A 15,388-nucleotide genomic window follows, 5' to 3' on the forward strand; every position below is an offset into this window, starting at 1 on the left:
CGCTCGCGACTCCCTGAGCGATGACCTCTAGCGTGGGGATATGGCCCGCTCCCTTCTGCCCGCTCAGCTCTGCCGCCTCCGCATCCACGATCTCGCCACCGGAATCGCGACCACCGTCTTCGAATCCGACTCAGTGCTCGTCGAGGCGCCGAACTGGACTCCGGACGGGACAGCGCTCGTGGTCAACGGCGACGGCCGGCTGTTTCGCCTCCCGCTCGACGGGCCGGCGGCGCTTGAGCCGATTCCCCTCGACGGCGTGCCGGCCGAACTCAACAACGATCACGTGCTGGCTCCCTCCGGCGGCACGGCGTACGTCTCTGCGCGGGACGGGCACCTCTATGCAGTCGCGCTCGACGGCTCCGCTCCCGCCCGACGGCTCACCGAGGTGCGCGAGGGCTTCAAGCACTATCTGCACGGCGTCTCGCCCGACGGCACGCTGCTCGCGCTGATCGGCGGCGGCGTCGACTCCGGGCGCTGGCGGACGAACGTGTACACGATGCCGGCCGAGGGAGGCGACCTCACCGCGCTGACCGACGACGCCTTCGCCGACGACGGGGTCGACGTCTCGGCCGATGGGCTCGTGTTCAACTCGGAACGCGGCGGTGGGGGAGCGCAACTGTTTCGGATGGGCCTTGACGGCTCCGGGCTTTCGCGGCTGGTCGAGTCCGAGACTGTCGACTGGTTCCCGCACGAGTCGCCGGACGGCGCGCACCTCCTCTATCTGGCCTATCCCGCGGGGACGATCGGGCATCCCGAGAACGTCGACGTCGAGCTGCGGCTGCTCGATCTCACGGGGCGGGCGACCCGCGAACCCGGACGAGTCGTGCAGCGGCTGTACGGCGGGCAGGGCACGATCAACGTCGCGGGTTGGTCGCCAGACTCGACGCGCTTCGCCTACGCCGACTACCCGCTGAACCGTGAAGACTCCCGGTCTCCGGCTCTTCGGCAGGGTGCTAGCATCTAACGGTGCCAAATCGCGGGCACGCCCCGATCGGGGCCGTTCGACCCGCGGGTGCGCCCCCTTAGCTCATTGGTAGAGCACTTCCTTGGTAAGGAAGAGGTAGTGGGTCCGATTCCCACAGGGGGCTCCGTTCCCCGCAGGTCGAGCCTGTGGGTAACGCGCGGCGGGGTAGCTCAGGTGGTTAGAGCACACGGCTCATAATCGTGGTGTCGCGGGTTCAAGTCCCGCTCCCGCTACATCTAACGAAATGGCGCCTGACCGGTCGAGTCAGGTGCCGTTTCTGCGTACAAGCAGGTTGCAACGATCACTCGTGCTGTACCGGTTGTCCTCCTTGAGACGTCGGCGCACGCTGCCGAGAACGGCGAGGTGTTCTGCGTCGCGCGCATCGGACCCCTGCGCGTGCGTCCGCTTTGCCGAGTTCGCTTCTTACGATGGTGGATGTACTAGGGTGACGATCGCTCACCCCAATATTTTGCCAGGGGCTGCACTGAAACCGATGGCTTCAGGGGTCAATCCGGATCCGCTCGCCTAGCAGTGACTCACTCCCCTAATCTTCAAGGTCTCACCGTGGCTGATCATCCAGCGTCTCCTACCCGCGCGCGCCTACCGAATGCTGATCTGCCCTCCGCGGCTCGGACCGTTTTCGCCGCAGTCCCGAACGGCGTCGCAGCATGAGCGGACTGCGTGTTGCGCTGCTCGGCGCTGGCGCGGTTGGCAGCCAGGTCGCTCGGTTGCTGCTTGAGCACCATCGAGAACTCGGAGATCGGGTAGGCGTCGACGTTGAACTGGTCGGTGTTGGCGTGCGCACGTCGGATCCGTCCAAGTATCCGGACATCCCGTCCGCACTGCTGACGTCCGATTTCGAGCAGTTGATCGTCGGCGCCGACCTCGTGATCGAAGTGATCGGCGGCATCGATCCGGCGAAGAGTCTGATCGAACTAGCACTCAGCTCCGGATCGGATGTCATCACGGCGAACAAGGCGCTGCTCGCCGCCCACGGCGCGGAACTCTTCGCCCAATCCGAGCGGGTCGGAGCCGAAATCCACTACGTGGCCGCCGTGGCCACAGCGATTCCCATCGTGCGCCCGCTGAGCCAATCCCTCGCGGCAGACCGGGTCACGCGCGTGCTTGGGATCGTGAACGGCACCACCAATTTCATCCTCGACCGGATGGACGCTCACGGCGAGAGCTTCGCCGAGGCTCTTGCGCCGGCAACGGCCGCCGGCAACGCCGAAACAGATCCAATCGCCGACATCGAGGGTCTGGGCGCCGCGAACAAGGCAGCGATCCTCTCCCGGCTTGCCTTCCACCAGGATGTGCCGCTCGAGCCTATATACCGGGAGGGGATTACGGGGATCACTCGGAAGCAGATCGAGTCGGCGCGACTGAACGGCCTGGTCATCAAGCTCCTGACGATTCGCGAACGACTCTTCGGTCCGGGCGGAGAACCAGTCGGGGTTAGTGCGCGCGTCTACCTGGCGCTGATCAGTCCTGACCGTCGGCTCGCGATGGTCCGCGGCGCCTGCAACGCGGTATTCGTCGAGGCAGAAGCCGCGGGAGACCTGATGTTCTACGGTGCCGGCGCGGGCGGGCGTCGACGATCCTTGGTGATCTCGTCTCCGCGGCCCGTCGGCGTGTCGCGGGTGGTCCCGGCATGACGCCGGTCGTTGTCGGCGCTCTTCCGATGGTGCCGATGGGAGATGTCTTCACTCGCTATCAGGTTGCTCTCACCGTCGTCGATCGCTCCGACGTGCTGGCGAGAGTCGCGGCAGCGTTGGCGGATAACGACGTCTCGGTGGAGACCCTCGCTCAAACCTCACCGCGAGAACGAGAGACCAGAGCAGATCGTGATCACATCGCGAGCCTTCTCATCGGAATTCACTCGGCACCGGAACGCAAGCTCCGAAGTACCGTCGCTGCGCTGGATCGACACGAGTGCGTTCGTGCAGTGACATCGATACTTCGCGTCGAATAACTTCGGGCGTTGGGCAATCCAGGTGAGAAATGCACGTAACCCCTCACTGGCGCACCGGCGTCTGTGGAGATTCGCAACGGAATGTAGCGGCAACGCGAGCCAGCATTCGATGTCCGCCACCGATATTTCGGCCGCAAGCTCGCGTCTCACGGAATATATCTCGTTCATCACGACTTGCGCACCCCTCGGCAACTGAGAGACGCGCACGTTAATTCATAGCCATGGACACTTGACGCGAAAATCGCGAATCATATTATTGAGCCTGGCTATCGTGTGCCGCAGACGCTGAATCGTCATGGTCGGCAGCTCCGGGCCGGCGAGCGACCCGAGGTTCCGGCACCGGACCTGCTCCCGCGTCTGCGATTATCTGCCCGCCTAAGTCCCTCGGCTGGTCGAAGTGTGATTACGGGCTGCTCGAAGATCGCCTCGCCTAAGTCACTCCACCAGGCTGAGAGACCTGGCATGTGACTAGGGTGAAGCTTGCAGAGTACGCATGCGGGACCGTCTGTGCTCCGCGCTAATGTACGCGGCATGGATTTCTTCTCGTGGTTATTGTGGCCCGTCTTCACGCTGGCCGTGTTCTTTCTGACTCTGACTTTGGTAATTGGTGCTGTGTCCGTGTGGCCGTCGCGATGGAGTGAGAAGCTTTATGCGGCAGGCGAGATTGAAATAGCCCGGCGCTATCAGCAGGTCCGTACCGTGTCGCAGGCTGATCACCTCGCTGCCCAGCGACTCCTGGGGCCGAAGCCCAAGCCGGAGGAGAGCGAGTCCGATCGGGTAATTCTCGATGCCGTCGCGATCATGACTGATGCCGCGGACCGGTCAGTGCTTGCAAAGCGGCTCGAGAGGAGGCGAGACCGGCTGGCAACGACCGCCCTCCGGCGGCAGGTGAGTCTGGTTGCAAATGTCTCGAGCCTCACGGTTGCGAGCCACCTCTGGTCTTTTCTCAGAGGCGTAAATGCTTTCCATTTCGCGCTCAATGGTTTGGCCTGGTTTCTGCCGCGAACCATTCCGTATCTCGTCAAGATTCACGGGAAACACCTCGTTGGTGCGACAATAGGTGGCATTTTTCTCGGCATCCTTGTGGCAGGATTTAGTCTCGTTGGCTCGGATAAGGCGGCGGCGACCGATTGGGAAGCCATTGTCTCCAACGCAGTACTCCTGGTCACTCTGGCAGTAATGGCGACCGCAACTTTTGAGCTGTTCGCACTTTTCCTGGTCACCAGCTTCGGCGAAGTCCGGCAGTGGACAGCAAAGGGAATTGGTGTCGGCATCTTCATGCTAACATTCGCCGGCACTATGTGTTACCTCAACTTTTCAGGAAAGTTGAGTCACTGGCAGCAAAGTGCAACCCTCGCTATGTTGAACATCGATCTCGGGAAGCAAGCAACTACTTTCGTTGGTAGTCTGATGACGCTTGTCCTTCTAGGCTACGTCATCCGAAACCTCTGGACCTGGATTCGGGCTCGAACTGTGGTGCTCAGCGACCGGATTTTGACCGTTGCTTGTTTGCTGTTGCTCGTATTAATCAGCGCGTGTTACGTGCTGTTCACTCTCGATACTGTTTTCGGTATGCATGTACCATACCTGAATCCGCTTTTGCTTTACGGCATGTCAGCGGTCGGCCTGGTCGGGATGGCATCGGGCTTTGTCTCGGCCATCGAGTGGATTCAGAAGTATCGCGCGATCGCCAGCGCCGGTTGGGTAGTGAAGCGGAAAGGTTTCCGCTGGTGGGGGCTAATCACGTGGATCGCATCTATCCTTCTGTTGCAAGCAAGTTGGCCGCTGGTTGGCCCGCTTGGCGCATTTGCCGATAACGTAGTTATGGATCAGATCATCAGCGCCCTCTATGACCTCCTTGTCTTTGCCGCGGTTCTCGCTGCTTGGCCTGGCGTTATCGTCACTGTGCTTTATATTCGGCGCGTCAATGTCACTTATCGTGAACTTAGGCATCGTGAAGCGCCAGAGCACCCACTCCTTACTGATAGTTGAAAATTACCGATTTCTGGAAAAGTTGTCTGGAATAGGTCTCAATGTAGCTTGGCTCAGTAGACGTCAGGCAACTAACTAAAAAATTCGATCTTATTAACGCCCTGCCGGGCTAACGGTGAGGTCTCGAACTATCCGCGTCCCGATCATATAAGCAGTTGTAGTTGCGGCCGCCAGTAAAGTTGGGGGATTCGGTACGAGCCTGAATTATGTTCCACTTCCGGTGGAGTTGAAGCCCACCGGTTCATGCGGTGCGCTACGGCTCTTATCGGCCCTGAGCTGGGACTTAGAGCCGGCTCCTCACAGCCACCCATTCCGCTCCGCGATGCGCAGCGCGTCCGCCCGGTTGCGGCCCCCGGTCTTGCCGATGACGGCCGAAAGGTGGTTCCGCACCGTCCCTTGCGAAAGGTGCAGCATCCGCGCGAGGTCAGCGACCGATCCGCCAGTGCGCATGGCAGCGAGGACGTCGGTCTCGCGTTCAGTGAGCGGTGTGCCGCCTTGCGCCAGTGACTCCGCGGCGAGGGTCGGATCGACGACGCGCAGCCCCTGCCCGACCCGCCGCACCGCGTCGGCGAGTTGAGCCGAGGGGGTGTCCTTCACGACGAAGCCCGAGGCGCCGGCCTGCATCGCTCGGGTGAGGTAGCCGGGCCGGCCGAAGGTCGTCACGATCAGCACGCGGCAGGAGGGCAGCGCCTCCCGGAGGAGAACCGCTGCCGCGATCCCGTCGAGGCCTGGCATCTCGATGTCCAGGAGCGCGACGTCAGGCGCCGAGGCGAGTGCAGCCGCGACCACCTCGTCGCCGCGGCCCACCTCAGCGACCACGTCGATGTCGCGCTCGAGCGAGAGCAGCGCGGCGAGCGCGCCCCGTACCAGCGCCTGGTCGTCGGCGATCAGGAGGCGCAGCGGCGCCGCGCTCATCGCACGCCGCGGGGCAGCGTCGCGGCCAGACGGAACCCACCGAGCTCGCTCATGCCGACCGACAGATGCCCGCCCGCCGCCTCGACCCGCTCGCGGAGCCCGGCCAGCCCGGTCGAGTTCGCCGTCCCCTCCTGCAGGCCCACGCCATCGTCGGCGATGTCGACTTCGCAGGGCGTGAGACGGATGCGGCAGTGCGAGGCGGCGGAATGGCGGAGAACATTGGTCACCCCCTCGCGAATCACCCAGCCCGCCAGCTCGTGGTGTTGGGGAAGGACGGCGTCGGTGGACGCGGGCAGATCGGCCGAGATCCCCGCGGCGCTCAGGGCATCCCGGGCAGCGGCCAGCGCGCCGCTTGCGGTTGTCGCGCGGAACCCCGAGACGGTGGCGCGGACGTCGGCGAGGGCGCCGCGCGCGAGGGACTCCACATCAGCGATCTCGGCCCGCGCACGAGCAGGGTCGGCGGCAAGGAGGTGTCCCGCCAGCTCCGATTTCACCGCGATCACCGTGAGAGAGTGCCCCAGGATGTCGTGGATATCACGGGCGACGCGGCTCCGCTCGCGCTCGGCCGTCAGCACCTCGAGTTCGGCGCGGGTCGTGCGGAGCTGGTCGACGGTGGCGATGGTGCGGGCGAAGGTGGCCATCATCAGCGAGATCGAGAAGATGATGACGGGCACGACGACGGTGCCTTCGGTTCCGGCGCTGCCGTCACAGCGGAGGGCGAGTGCCACCAGCGCCAGCGCTCCGATGATGCCCAGCGTCAGCCACCACGAGAACAGGCACATTCCCACGACCACGCCTACGTAGGTCCAGAGACCTGTCACGTCACGGCCTAGCCAGGGGAGGAGTGTGAGCGAGAGGGCGAGCATCCCCGCGCAGATCAGCGCCCGGCCGCGGGGCGCCACCGTCCATGCGATCGGCGGCGCAACGAGGAAGGCGATGCTGAAGCCCGCGATCAGGGCGACGCCGGCGACCCGCCCCGGCCACTCGGGGAATGCAAGAACCGAGGGGAGTGTCATGTAGACCCAAAAAAGCGAGAGGACGGCGCCGATGTACCAGCGCCGTGCGAGCGGCGTCCAGAACATGCCATGCTCGCCGTGCTGCCTTGTGCTCGTGCTGCTCACGCGCTCACCTTAGGGGCGGGAAGACCGGGGCTTCGCGCATCTGTCAGACCCGCTTCGTGTCGCGGCGGAAGAAGACGACCGTCCCCGTGAGGAAGATGCCCAGCCAGACCAGCGCGTTCACGAGGGCGCCAAGGTTGAAGCCTTCGCCCGTCAGTGGGGCGCGGGCGAGTTCGGCGATGCCGTACACCGGAGTGAAGGCGGCGATGCTCTGCATGAACTCTGGCATGGTGTTCACCGGGTAGAAGAGTCCGCCGAGGAACGCGAGCATCACGATTACGAGGCTGATGATCTGCGCCGCATTTTCGCCGGGCACCAGATAGCCCACCATGAGTCCCAGCGTGGTGAAGATGGCGCTCGCGAGCAGCCAGCCTGTCACTCCGGTCGCCACCCACTGCGCGGCCGAGAGTTCAATGCCGCTGAACGCGCCCACCACGTAGGTCGCGGCGACGGCGAGCAGACCGAGCGCCATCCCGGCGATCATCTTGATCAGCACGTTCACGACCGGGTTCAGCGGAGTGAGCCGCAGTTGCCGGCTCCAGCCCTGGGCGCGCTCGACGGCGACCGCGGCGCCCGTCTGCGTGGCCGACATCATCGCTCCGTACATTGCCATCGACACCAGGATGAACGCCGCCACCGAGACGCCCCCGGCCGCGACCGGAGTCGCGGTGAGCGGTTCGTCCAGGCGGGTGTAGCCGACGATGAAGAACATCAGTACCGGGAAGAGCAGGGTGAAGAACAGGGTGCGCCGGTTGCGCAGCCGTCGCAGGATCTCGATGCGGAGATACGTGCCGGTGAAGCCGCCCAGCGCAGGGGAGCGGCGGTCGAGGCGGACATGGTCGGCGGCGGCGGGGGGCGTGGCGGTCATGCCCAGGCTCCTTCGGAGGTGAGGGCGAGGAAGACGTTCTCGAGGGTCTGCGCGGTGACCTCGACGTCGCGAGCCTCGGTCCGGGTGAGCAGATGCCGGGCGAGTGTGTCGGAGTCGTCGGTGTGCACCGCGATCCGGTCACCCTGCGCATCGACGCTCGAGACTCGGGGGAGGGCGGCGAGTGCCGCAAGGTCGGCGTCGGGGAGAGTGGCGCGGACGATCCGCCCCGAGATGAGGTTCTTGATGCTGCTGGTCGTGCCGTCGGCGACGATGCGGCCCCGGCTCATCAGGATGATCCGGTCGGCATACTCGTCGGCCTCCTCGAGGTAGTGCGTCGCGAACAGGACCGTGCGGCCGCGGGCGGCGTCGGCGCGGATGGCGCCCCAGAACGCGCGGCGGCCCTCGACGTCCATGCCGGTCGTCGGCTCATCGAGCAGGAGCAGGCCCGGGTCCGGGAGCAGCGCCATCGCGAAGCGAAGGCGCTGCTGCTGGCCACCCGAACACAGGCCGACCCGCCGGGAGGCGAGCTCGCCGATGCCGGCCCGGTCCAGGGCCTCCGCGATGGGCCGGGGGTCGGCGAACAGGCTCGCAGTGAGTTCGAGGGTCTCGCGCACGGTGAGGTCCTTGATCAGGCCCCCGGTCTGCAAGACGGCCGAGACCAGTCCGTGCGCAATGGCGGTGCGCGGCGGACGCCCGAAGACGCGCACCTCGCCGGTGTCCGGTGTCGAGAGGCCCAGGAGCATATCGATGGTCGTCGTCTTGCCCGCCCCGTTGGGTCCGAGGAACGCGACGATCTCGCCGGGTCGGACGGTGAGGTCCACGCCGGCGACGGCGGCGACGGAGCCGAAGTTCTTGGTGAGGGCGGTCGCCTGGACGGCGAGCAGGGTCGAGGTCATGCCCCCAGCCTGTCCGCGCACGCGCTCACACACCCCGGCCCTCCGTCACCACCCGCCCATGACATCCGTCACCTCGCGAGGGTCGGCGGAGGGTCAGACGGGGCAGCCCGCGAAGAGGACAGCGTCGGAGGCGACGAGGTCGTCGAGGGTGAGCAGGCGGTCGAGATCGTGGCCCGCGGCCAGGGCGGCGGTTCGCTCGCCCACCGACTGCGGGGCCAGGCGCCCCTCCATGACCCCGCCGAGGGCGCGGACGGCGCACGCAGCGACCACGCCCTCTGGAGTCCCGCCGACTCCGAGCACCAGGTCGACGCGGCCGGCGGAGTCCGCCGCCTCGATCGCGACCGACACGTCGCCCTCGCCGCGCAGCTCAAGCGCGACCCCCGCCTCCCGGAGCGTCGCGATCAGCCCCACATGCCGCGGTTTGTCGAGCACCACCACGACCAGGTCGCCCACGGGCTTGCCCAGCGCGGCGGCCAGGCGAGAAGCATTCTCCCCTGGATCGAGATCGAGCGAGACGGCGCCGCGCCCGGCTCCGGAGCAGATCAGCTTGTCCATGTAGAAGACGTCCCGCGGGTCGAACATCGTGCCGCGCGGCGCGAGCGCGATGACGCTCACCGAGCCAGGGAGGCCCTCTGCCGTGAGCCGAGTGCCATCGAGCGGATCGACCGCCACATCGCAGGAGGGAGCGGCGGCGCTGCCCAGTCGCTCGCCGTTCGCGAGCATGGGAGCGTCATCCTTCTCGCCCTCACCGATCACCACGACCCCTGCGAACGGTGCCTCGGCGAGCACTGCGCGCATGGCGGCAACCGAGGCGGCGTCGGCCGCGAGCTTGTCGCCGCGCCCGTACCAACTGCGGGCCGCCTCGGCCGCCGCACGGACACTGGCGGCCACCGCCTCCTGCAGCTCGACCGGGTAGGCGGCGGAGGCGATCAGCCGCACGCCGCTCACGCGCGGCTGGGCTGCGCGGTCGCGGTGCGGACCAGCCGCTCCAGAGTGCGCAGGCCATCGGAGGAGAGCACCGACTCCAGGTGCCCCTGCACTGACGCGACGTGCTCGCCGCGCAGGGCGTTCACCACTCCCGTCTCTGCATCGGCCGAGACTTCGAGTCCGAGCTTCGGCGTGCGCTCGACGCCCAGGGCGAGTGCGGAGAAGGTGTTGTAGAAACCGATCGCCGCATCCTCGCCGAACACGTCAACGGCCAGTCGGACGCCCTGGCGCGGAGCGGGCAGCGGCTCGACCGTCAGGCCGGCCAGCAGCGACAGCATCTGATGGCTCAGGCACACCGCTAGCAGCGGGCGCTTCGAGTCGAGACGCGCAGTCATCAGCTCGCGCAGGCGCGCGATTCGCGGCTCGGAGTGGTCACGCGGGTCGCCGGGGCCGGGGCCGAAAACGACGAGGTCATCGCTCAGCACGTCGTCGACCTCGGACCAGCGTTCGACCCGGGCGTCCATACCGAGGTGGCGCAGTTGATGCGCGAGCATCGTCGTGAACTGGTCCTCGTTGTCGATGATGAGCGCAGTGTGTCCGGCCAGTCCGATGATGTGGTCGCGCGCCTGCGGTCGCAGCCAGAACGACGCGAGCCGCTCATTGCGCGCTTCGAGCGCCTCCTGCACGCCGGGCTGCGAGTTGAGGTCGATCGTGGGCGGCACGTCGCGGTGCGGCAGCAGACCCAGGGCCGAGAGCACGCCGGACGCCTTGGCACGCGTCTCGGCGACCTCGCCCTCTGGGGTGGAGTGGCGCACGAGCGTCGCGCCCGCCGGCACGGTGAGACGCCCGTCGGAACGGAGGTAGGCGGTGCGGATGAGGATGGGCGCGTCGAGCGTGTATCCGCTCTCCTTCGGCTCGAAGAGCGCGAGCACGCCGGAGTAGTAGCCGCGTGGCTCCTTTTCGTACTCTGCGATCACAGCGCAGGCGTTCTCCATCGGTGAGCCGGTGACGGTCGGCGCGAACATCGTAAGGCGCAGAACCTCCCGGACGTCGAGGTCGGTGTATCCCTCGAGCAGGTACTCCGTGTGGCTGAGCCGCGACATCTGCTTGAGGAACGGGCCGAGGATGCGGCCTCCGGCGGGGCAGACCGCGCTCATCATCTTCATCTCCTCGTCCACCACCATGAAGAGTTCTTCGCTCTCCTTCACATCCGCGAGGAACGCGAGTACCTCCTCGCCGGTCGGACCGGCGCTGGGGTGGCGGAACGTACCACTGATGGGGTTCATCATCGCGACGCCGTCGCGCACCGAGACGTGTCGCTCGGGCGTCGCCCCGACCGCCGTGACGGTGGGGGAGCCGTTAGCGCCGGGGGTGTGGATGGCGAAGGTCCAATAGGCGCCCGACTCGTCGGTCAGCAGCCGGCGAAACCAGGCGAGCACCGCTGCCACCGCAGGAGCGTCGGTCTGCGCGACGAAGGCGCGGCTGATGACGAAGTTGGCGCCCTGCCCGCTCCCGATCTCTTTGTCGATCACTCGGCGGACGATGTCGGCGTACTCGTCGTCCGGGACATCGAAGCCGCGCTCCTGCACCGGGATCTCGCGTTCGGGCAGAAGGCGCAGCACTTCCTCCAGCGGCACGCTCTCGCGTTCGCGGACGACGAGGTTGCGCAGCGGTGCCCCGTCGTCCTTCGCCGCAAAGCCGCGCTCCCGCACCTGGCGATAGGGCACCAGGGTCAGCACGTCGTCGCCGTCGAGCGGGATATCGGCCAAACCCTCCACGTCGAGGACGTCACCGGTGAAGACGTCGACGTCGGGGCGCCCCTGGCGAAGGACGACCGCGAACGGCAGCGAGCCGTCGGAGGCGAGGATGCGGGAGAGGAGCGAGGTCATCGTGGTCCTTGAGGGTCGTGCCCCACCCGGGCCCTGACATGCAGAACGACCGCCCGGAGGAGGCGGTCGAGTGCGAGGGTCTGCGCGCGTCGGTCCGCCTAGGAGGCGGTCCACCAGGGGCTTGGGATCAACGCGGGCACGGAGGGAGTCTAGGGGACGCGTTCGCGAGCGGCCAAGCGGAGATCAGGCGGTGACGCACACGGCGTCGATCGGTTCACCTCGCAGGGTGCGCAGCAGGAGCGTCGCACCCGCTGTCGCCGCGGGCATGGCGACGACAGCGCCACCCGGGATGAGGAACGCGAGGTAGACGGCGACCCCGAATCCGAGCGAGACGGCCCGGTGCTCGGCAAGGAGTTGCCGCCGCTGCGCGAGCGAAAGCCCACGAGCATCACCCGCGAATCCGGTCAGCTCGAGCGCGAGCGCCCGCCCGCCGACGAGGGCGCCGGCGATGAGCCCGATGATCGATCCGATCACGGGCACGAGGCCCAGCAGCACCAGGATCGCTCCGACCCCGATCGACGTCGCGACGAGCACGGCACAGTCGCGGAGCCCTCGACCAAGCCCGCGCCAGAAGCCAGTCTCGTGCTCGTCCGGGACACCGCCGAGCCCGTCCTCGACGCGGCGCCAGATCCGCTCGTAGAAGGGGTCCCCGACGAGCAGCGTGACCGCGGCGAAGAGAACCACGCCGAGTGCGACGATCGCTCCGACCGCCGCGACGGCAAGCAGGAGCCGCGTGGTGGTGGCCCAGCCCTGCTCCCAGCCGTCGGCGAAGGGCGTGAGCGCGGTCACTACGTCCTGAACGCGCGTCAGCACGAAGACCAGCACGCCGACGAAGACCAGTCCGACGATCAGCGGAGGGATCGCCCCGAGGAGCATCGCGCGCGGCGAGCGCCCCCAGGTGCGAAAGCCGCGGAGGAACAATCGAGCGCCGAGGCCGAGGTCACGCAGGACGGTCATTCCCTGATCCTCGCAGGGTCCGGGACCGTGCTGCCCCTGTGTTTCTGCGCGCTTCGCGCCACGCATCGAGGACGACCATCTGAGTATGGGATTCTGTCCGCGCTCCTCCACAGCGGAAAAAAGACCGGCTTCTGTCCACAGCCCGGTCCGGATCCGGGCGGGGGGAGGCGTCGATGTCGGTGCCGCCTGGTGGGCTTGCCACCTCGAACGATTGGTGCGAAACGTGGACGGACGACAGGACGACAGAAACAATGAGTGCCCGCGGTGGTGCGTGGGCGAGCATGACGAAGCGGCGGCGGCCGGGCAGCGGCTACACCGCTCGCAGGCGCGCTCGCTCCCGGTGGTGCTGTGGGCGGGCGAGAGTGAACCCTCCGCTGCGACAGTGCACCTCTCGGTGTGCCGTCCCGGAACTCACGGCGAGGACCGCCTGCGCCTCGAGGCGGACGGGATCGGCGAACTCGACCTCGACCTCAGCTCGGCGGCGCGACTCGTCGGTGCGGCCGACGTGGTGCTGCGGCTACTCGAGGCCCGCTGATGAGCGCGGCGGATTCGGCGGCAGAAGATCGATCAGGTCGATCTGGAGCGCCTCGCACAGCGCGAGCAGAGTGTGCAGTGTCGGGTTCGCGGGCGAGCCCGGCTTCGACTCGCCCTTCTCGAACTTCTGGTACGTGTAGCCGGCGAGGCCCGCTGCATGGGCGATCCGCTCTTGGCTGGCGCCCAGGGCGATACGGGCACGGTGCATATTCGTGCCGAGCTCGCGGGCGTACGTCGCCCAGTCGCGCTCGGGTGTGGGTGTCGACATGCCCGCCAGCTTCGAAGATGTTGGGCTGCCGGTCAGCCATATACAGATGGGTAATATTCGATGGTCATACCGGAATGGCCCGATCGTGCCGCGATGGAGCCGGAATGCGCCAAAGTACGCCACGTGGCAGCGCCTAGTATTGCCGAGTGTCAGTGAATCCCGAACTCGTCGGGCGCCTCTTCGCGCCCACGGAGCCCTATCAGGTGGGACGCGAAAAGGTGCGCGAATTCGCGCGGGCCGTCTCTGCGACTTCTCCTCTCCATCACGACGTCGAAGCTGCGCGCGCCGCCGGTTACCCCGACCTCGTCGCTCCGCCCACCTTCTCCGTCGTCGTGCAGGAGTCCACCCTCGCGCAGCTTCTCGCCGAGCCCGACGGCGGCATCGACTTCAGCCGAGTCGTGCACGGCGACCAGCGCTTCAGCCTCAGCCGCCCCGTCGTGGCCGGCGACGAGCTGACCGCAACCCTGTCGGTCGCGAGCATTAAGAAGCTCGGCGCGCACTCGATGGTCACCACCGAGTCGCGGATGGTCGACGCGCGCGGCGAGCATGTCGTCACGGCGATCTCCACCCTCGTAGTAAGGGGCGACGAATGAGCGCAACGCTTCCCGCCTTCGCTGAGCTGAGTGTTGGCCAGGTCGTCGCCGAGAACCGGTTCGCGATTGATCGGGGCACTCTCGTTCGCTATGCGGGTGCCTCGGGAGACTTCAACCCCATCCACTATCGCGACGACATCGCGGCCGAGGTTGGCCTCCCCGGCGTCCTCGCCCACGGGATGCTCACGATGGGCACGGCCGTGCAGGTCGTCGTCGACTGGGTCGGCGACCCGGGACGCGTCATCGACTACCAAGTGCGCTTCACGCGCCCGGTCGTCATCGACGCCCAGGACGGCGCCGCCATCGAGGTCGTCGCAAAGGTCGGCGCGCTCGACCCTGACCAGGGCGCAGTCCGCATCGACCTTGCCGTGTCCGTCGCAGGCCAGACTGTGCTCGGCAAGGCGCAGGCCCTGGTCCGACTCTCGTGATCGCCTCCCGATGACCGCGCCTCTCCTCTCCGCCCTCACGACCCTGCACGTCGGGGGTCCGGCCGAACGCCTCCTCGAACCCGCCACCGAGGCGGAACTCGTCGCGACGCTGGTGAGCGTGTGGTCCGAGGACGAGCCGTGGTTGCTGCTCGGCGGCGGCTCGAACCTGCTCGTGGGGGACGAGGGCGTCGAGGGGACAGTCGTCCGGGTGCGGACCACGGGCGTCGAGCAGCTGCCGTCCGACAAGCCCGGCCAGGTCCGGCTCCGAGTGCAGGCGGGGGAGTCATGGGACGGCCTCGTCGCGACGACCGTCGAGCATGGCTGGGCCGGACTCGAGGCTCTGAGCGGCATCCCGGGGACGGTCGGCGCCTCGCCGGTGCAAAACATTGGCGCCTACGGGCAGGAACTCTCCGACACGCTCCTCGCCGTCGACTTCCTCGACGAGGGCACGCGCGAGCCCGTCCGGCTGACCGCGGCCGACCTCGAGTTGGGCTACCGCACCTCGATCGTCAAGCAGGGTCGTCGCGGTGCCGTGCTGGCCGTCGAGTTCGGTCTCGAAGAGGCGGGAGCCGACGAGATCGGCGCACCCGTCGCCTACGCGCAGCTCGCTTCTGCGCTCGGGGTTGCCCTCGGCGCGCGGGTCTCGCTCGCGCAGGTGCGCGAGACAGTGCTGCGGCTGCGGGCCGCAAAGGGCATGGTGCTCGATCCGACAGATCCCGACACCGCCAGCGCCGGCTCCTTCTTCACCAACCCCCTGGTCACCACCGCGTTCGCGGAGGCGCTGCCCTCCGAGGCGCCGCGCTGGCCCGTTGTCGCTCCCGGCGCAGACCTGGTCAAGCTCAGCGCAGCCTGGCTGATCGAGCACGCCGGAGTTGCCCGTGGTTTCGCGCTGCCCGGCTCGCGCGCGGCCGTGTCGAGCAAGCACACGCTCGCTCTCACGAATCGCGGAGGGGCGACGGCCGCGCAGGTCGCCGAACTCGCCCGCTTCGTGCAGAGCCGGGTCCTGGCCGAGTTCGGCGTGCTCCTGCACCCTGAGCCCGTGGTCGTCGGCACGTCCGTCTGAGTGC

14 protein-coding genes, 2 tRNA genes and 1 pseudogene are annotated in these 15,388 nt (G+C 67.2%); 9 read left to right on the top strand and 8 right to left on the bottom strand.

Annotated elements, in window-relative coordinates; all coding sequences use genetic code 11:
- The first annotated feature begins 40 nt into the window (after positions 1-40).
- From B0H03_RS01260 to B0H03_RS01280, 5 genes and pseudogenes are all read left to right on the top strand, one after another.
- Positions 41-964 carry a TolB family protein gene (locus B0H03_RS01260; protein ID WP_104354409.1) on the top strand — a complete coding sequence of 308 codons (924 nt, stop codon included), beginning with the start codon at positions 41-43 and terminating at the stop codon, positions 962-964.
- A gap of 52 nt (positions 965-1,016) precedes the next feature.
- Positions 1,017-1,088, top strand: a tRNA-Thr gene (locus B0H03_RS01265).
- Between the two features lie 35 nt (positions 1,089-1,123).
- Positions 1,124-1,197 (top strand) — tRNA-Met (locus B0H03_RS01270).
- A gap of 435 nt (positions 1,198-1,632) precedes the next feature.
- Positions 1,633-2,936: pseudogene (locus B0H03_RS01275) on the top strand (homoserine dehydrogenase).
- A gap of 531 nt (positions 2,937-3,467) precedes the next feature.
- Entirely contained in the window at positions 3,468-4,928 is a 1,461-nt protein-coding gene (locus B0H03_RS01280; RefSeq protein WP_104354410.1) for a hypothetical protein, read from the top strand.
- Positions 4,929-5,225: 297 nt separating this feature from the next.
- On the opposite strand, the gene B0H03_RS01285 is transcribed toward B0H03_RS01280, so the two are convergent.
- The 7 genes from B0H03_RS01285 to B0H03_RS01315 form a co-directional block, all read right to left on the bottom strand.
- The gene (locus tag B0H03_RS01285) at positions 5,226-5,843 is read right to left on the bottom strand and encodes a response regulator transcription factor (protein WP_104354411.1); all 618 of its coding nucleotides are present in this window, start codon (positions 5,841-5,843) and stop codon (positions 5,226-5,228) included.
- Positions 5,840-6,964 (bottom strand): sensor histidine kinase, encoded by a 1,125-nt coding sequence (locus tag B0H03_RS01290; RefSeq protein WP_241560478.1) that lies wholly within the window; start codon positions 6,962-6,964, stop codon positions 5,840-5,842. Before B0H03_RS01290 ends, B0H03_RS01285 begins: the two co-directional genes overlap by 4 nt.
- 43 nt (positions 6,965-7,007) lie before the next feature.
- Positions 7,008-7,829: an ABC transporter permease gene (locus B0H03_RS01295; RefSeq protein ID WP_104354413.1), complete on the bottom strand. Its 822-nt coding sequence runs from the start codon at positions 7,827-7,829 to the stop codon at positions 7,008-7,010.
- Positions 7,826-8,725: an ABC transporter ATP-binding protein gene (locus B0H03_RS01300; protein ID WP_104354414.1), complete on the bottom strand. Its 900-nt coding sequence runs from the start codon at positions 8,723-8,725 to the stop codon at positions 7,826-7,828. The genes B0H03_RS01295 and B0H03_RS01300 overlap by 4 nt, the downstream gene beginning before the upstream one ends.
- Before the next feature lie 93 nt (positions 8,726-8,818).
- Complete coding sequence (locus B0H03_RS01305; protein WP_104266332.1) at positions 8,819-9,673, bottom strand: fructose-bisphosphatase class II; 855 nt, start codon at positions 9,671-9,673, stop codon at positions 8,819-8,821.
- A complete protein-coding gene (locus tag B0H03_RS01310; protein WP_104266333.1) occupies positions 9,670-11,541 on the bottom strand; it encodes a chorismate-binding protein in 1,872 nt (623 codons plus the stop codon). Before B0H03_RS01310 ends, B0H03_RS01305 begins: the two co-directional genes overlap by 4 nt.
- 183 nt (positions 11,542-11,724) lie before the next feature.
- Positions 11,725-12,498, bottom strand: a complete 774-nt coding sequence (locus B0H03_RS01315) for an EI24 domain-containing protein (protein WP_160487198.1) — start codon at positions 12,496-12,498, stop codon at positions 11,725-11,727.
- 271 nt (positions 12,499-12,769) lie between these two features.
- On the opposite strand from B0H03_RS01315, the gene B0H03_RS01320 reads away from it, so the two are divergent.
- Positions 12,770-13,033 carry a hypothetical protein gene (locus tag B0H03_RS01320; protein ID WP_104266335.1) on the top strand — a complete coding sequence of 88 codons (264 nt, stop codon included), beginning with the start codon at positions 12,770-12,772 and terminating at the stop codon, positions 13,031-13,033.
- Here B0H03_RS01320 and B0H03_RS01325 read toward each other — a convergent pair.
- A complete protein-coding gene (locus B0H03_RS01325) occupies positions 13,016-13,300 on the bottom strand; it encodes a helix-turn-helix domain-containing protein (RefSeq protein WP_104266336.1) in 285 nt (94 codons plus the stop codon). The genes B0H03_RS01320 and B0H03_RS01325 overlap by 18 nt on opposite strands.
- Positions 13,301-13,446: 146 nt before the next feature.
- Between B0H03_RS01325 and B0H03_RS01330 the strand changes: the two genes are divergently transcribed.
- The 3 genes from B0H03_RS01330 to B0H03_RS01340 are packed head-to-tail and all read left to right on the top strand — an operon-like array spanning position 13,447 to position 15,384.
- Positions 13,447-13,893: a MaoC family dehydratase N-terminal domain-containing protein gene (locus tag B0H03_RS01330; protein ID WP_104266337.1), complete on the top strand. Its 447-nt coding sequence runs from the start codon at positions 13,447-13,449 to the stop codon at positions 13,891-13,893.
- On the top strand, positions 13,890-14,321 hold the full coding sequence (locus B0H03_RS01335) for a MaoC family dehydratase (RefSeq protein WP_104266338.1): 432 nt from the start codon (positions 13,890-13,892) through the stop codon (positions 14,319-14,321). The genes B0H03_RS01330 and B0H03_RS01335 overlap by 4 nt, the downstream gene beginning before the upstream one ends.
- Before the next feature lie 10 nt (positions 14,322-14,331).
- Positions 14,332-15,384 carry a UDP-N-acetylmuramate dehydrogenase gene (locus B0H03_RS01340; RefSeq protein ID WP_104266339.1) on the top strand — a complete coding sequence of 351 codons (1,053 nt, stop codon included), beginning with the start codon at positions 14,332-14,334 and terminating at the stop codon, positions 15,382-15,384.
- Positions 15,385-15,388: the final 4 nt, after the last annotated feature.

The sequence above is a fragment of the Rathayibacter iranicus NCPPB 2253 = VKM Ac-1602 genome (assembly GCF_003149025.1).
In the GTDB taxonomy this organism is placed as follows: Bacteria; Actinomycetota; Actinomycetes; order Actinomycetales; family Microbacteriaceae; genus Rathayibacter; species Rathayibacter iranicus.

What these genes read in the sequence shown, in the direction of transcription:
- B0H03_RS01335 (WP_104266338.1), top strand. Translation starts at nt 13,890, where the DNA reads ATGAGCGCAACGCTTCCCGCCTTCGCTGAGCTGAGTGTTGGCCAGGTC.
- B0H03_RS01260 (WP_104354409.1), top strand. Translation starts at nt 41, where the DNA reads ATGGCCCGCTCCCTTCTGCCCGCTCAGCTCTGCCGCCTCCGCATCCAC.
- B0H03_RS01300 (WP_104354414.1), bottom strand. Translation starts at nt 8,725, where the DNA reads ATGACCTCGACCCTGCTCGCCGTCCAGGCGACCGCCCTCACCAAGAAC.
- B0H03_RS01310 (WP_104266333.1), bottom strand. Translation starts at nt 11,541, where the DNA reads ATGACCTCGCTCCTCTCCCGCATCCTCGCCTCCGACGGCTCGCTGCCG.
- B0H03_RS01315 (WP_160487198.1), bottom strand. Translation starts at nt 12,498, where the DNA reads ATGACCGTCCTGCGTGACCTCGGCCTCGGCGCTCGATTGTTCCTCCGC.
- B0H03_RS01340 (WP_104266339.1), top strand. Translation starts at nt 14,332, where the DNA reads ATGACCGCGCCTCTCCTCTCCGCCCTCACGACCCTGCACGTCGGGGGT.
- B0H03_RS01280 (WP_104354410.1), top strand. Translation starts at nt 3,468, where the DNA reads ATGGATTTCTTCTCGTGGTTATTGTGGCCCGTCTTCACGCTGGCCGTG.
- B0H03_RS01325 (WP_104266336.1), bottom strand. Translation starts at nt 13,300, where the DNA reads ATGTCGACACCCACACCCGAGCGCGACTGGGCGACGTACGCCCGCGAG.
- B0H03_RS01295 (WP_104354413.1), bottom strand. Translation starts at nt 7,829, where the DNA reads ATGACCGCCACGCCCCCCGCCGCCGCCGACCATGTCCGCCTCGACCGC.
- B0H03_RS01285 (WP_104354411.1), bottom strand. Translation starts at nt 5,843, where the DNA reads ATGAGCGCGGCGCCGCTGCGCCTCCTGATCGCCGACGACCAGGCGCTG.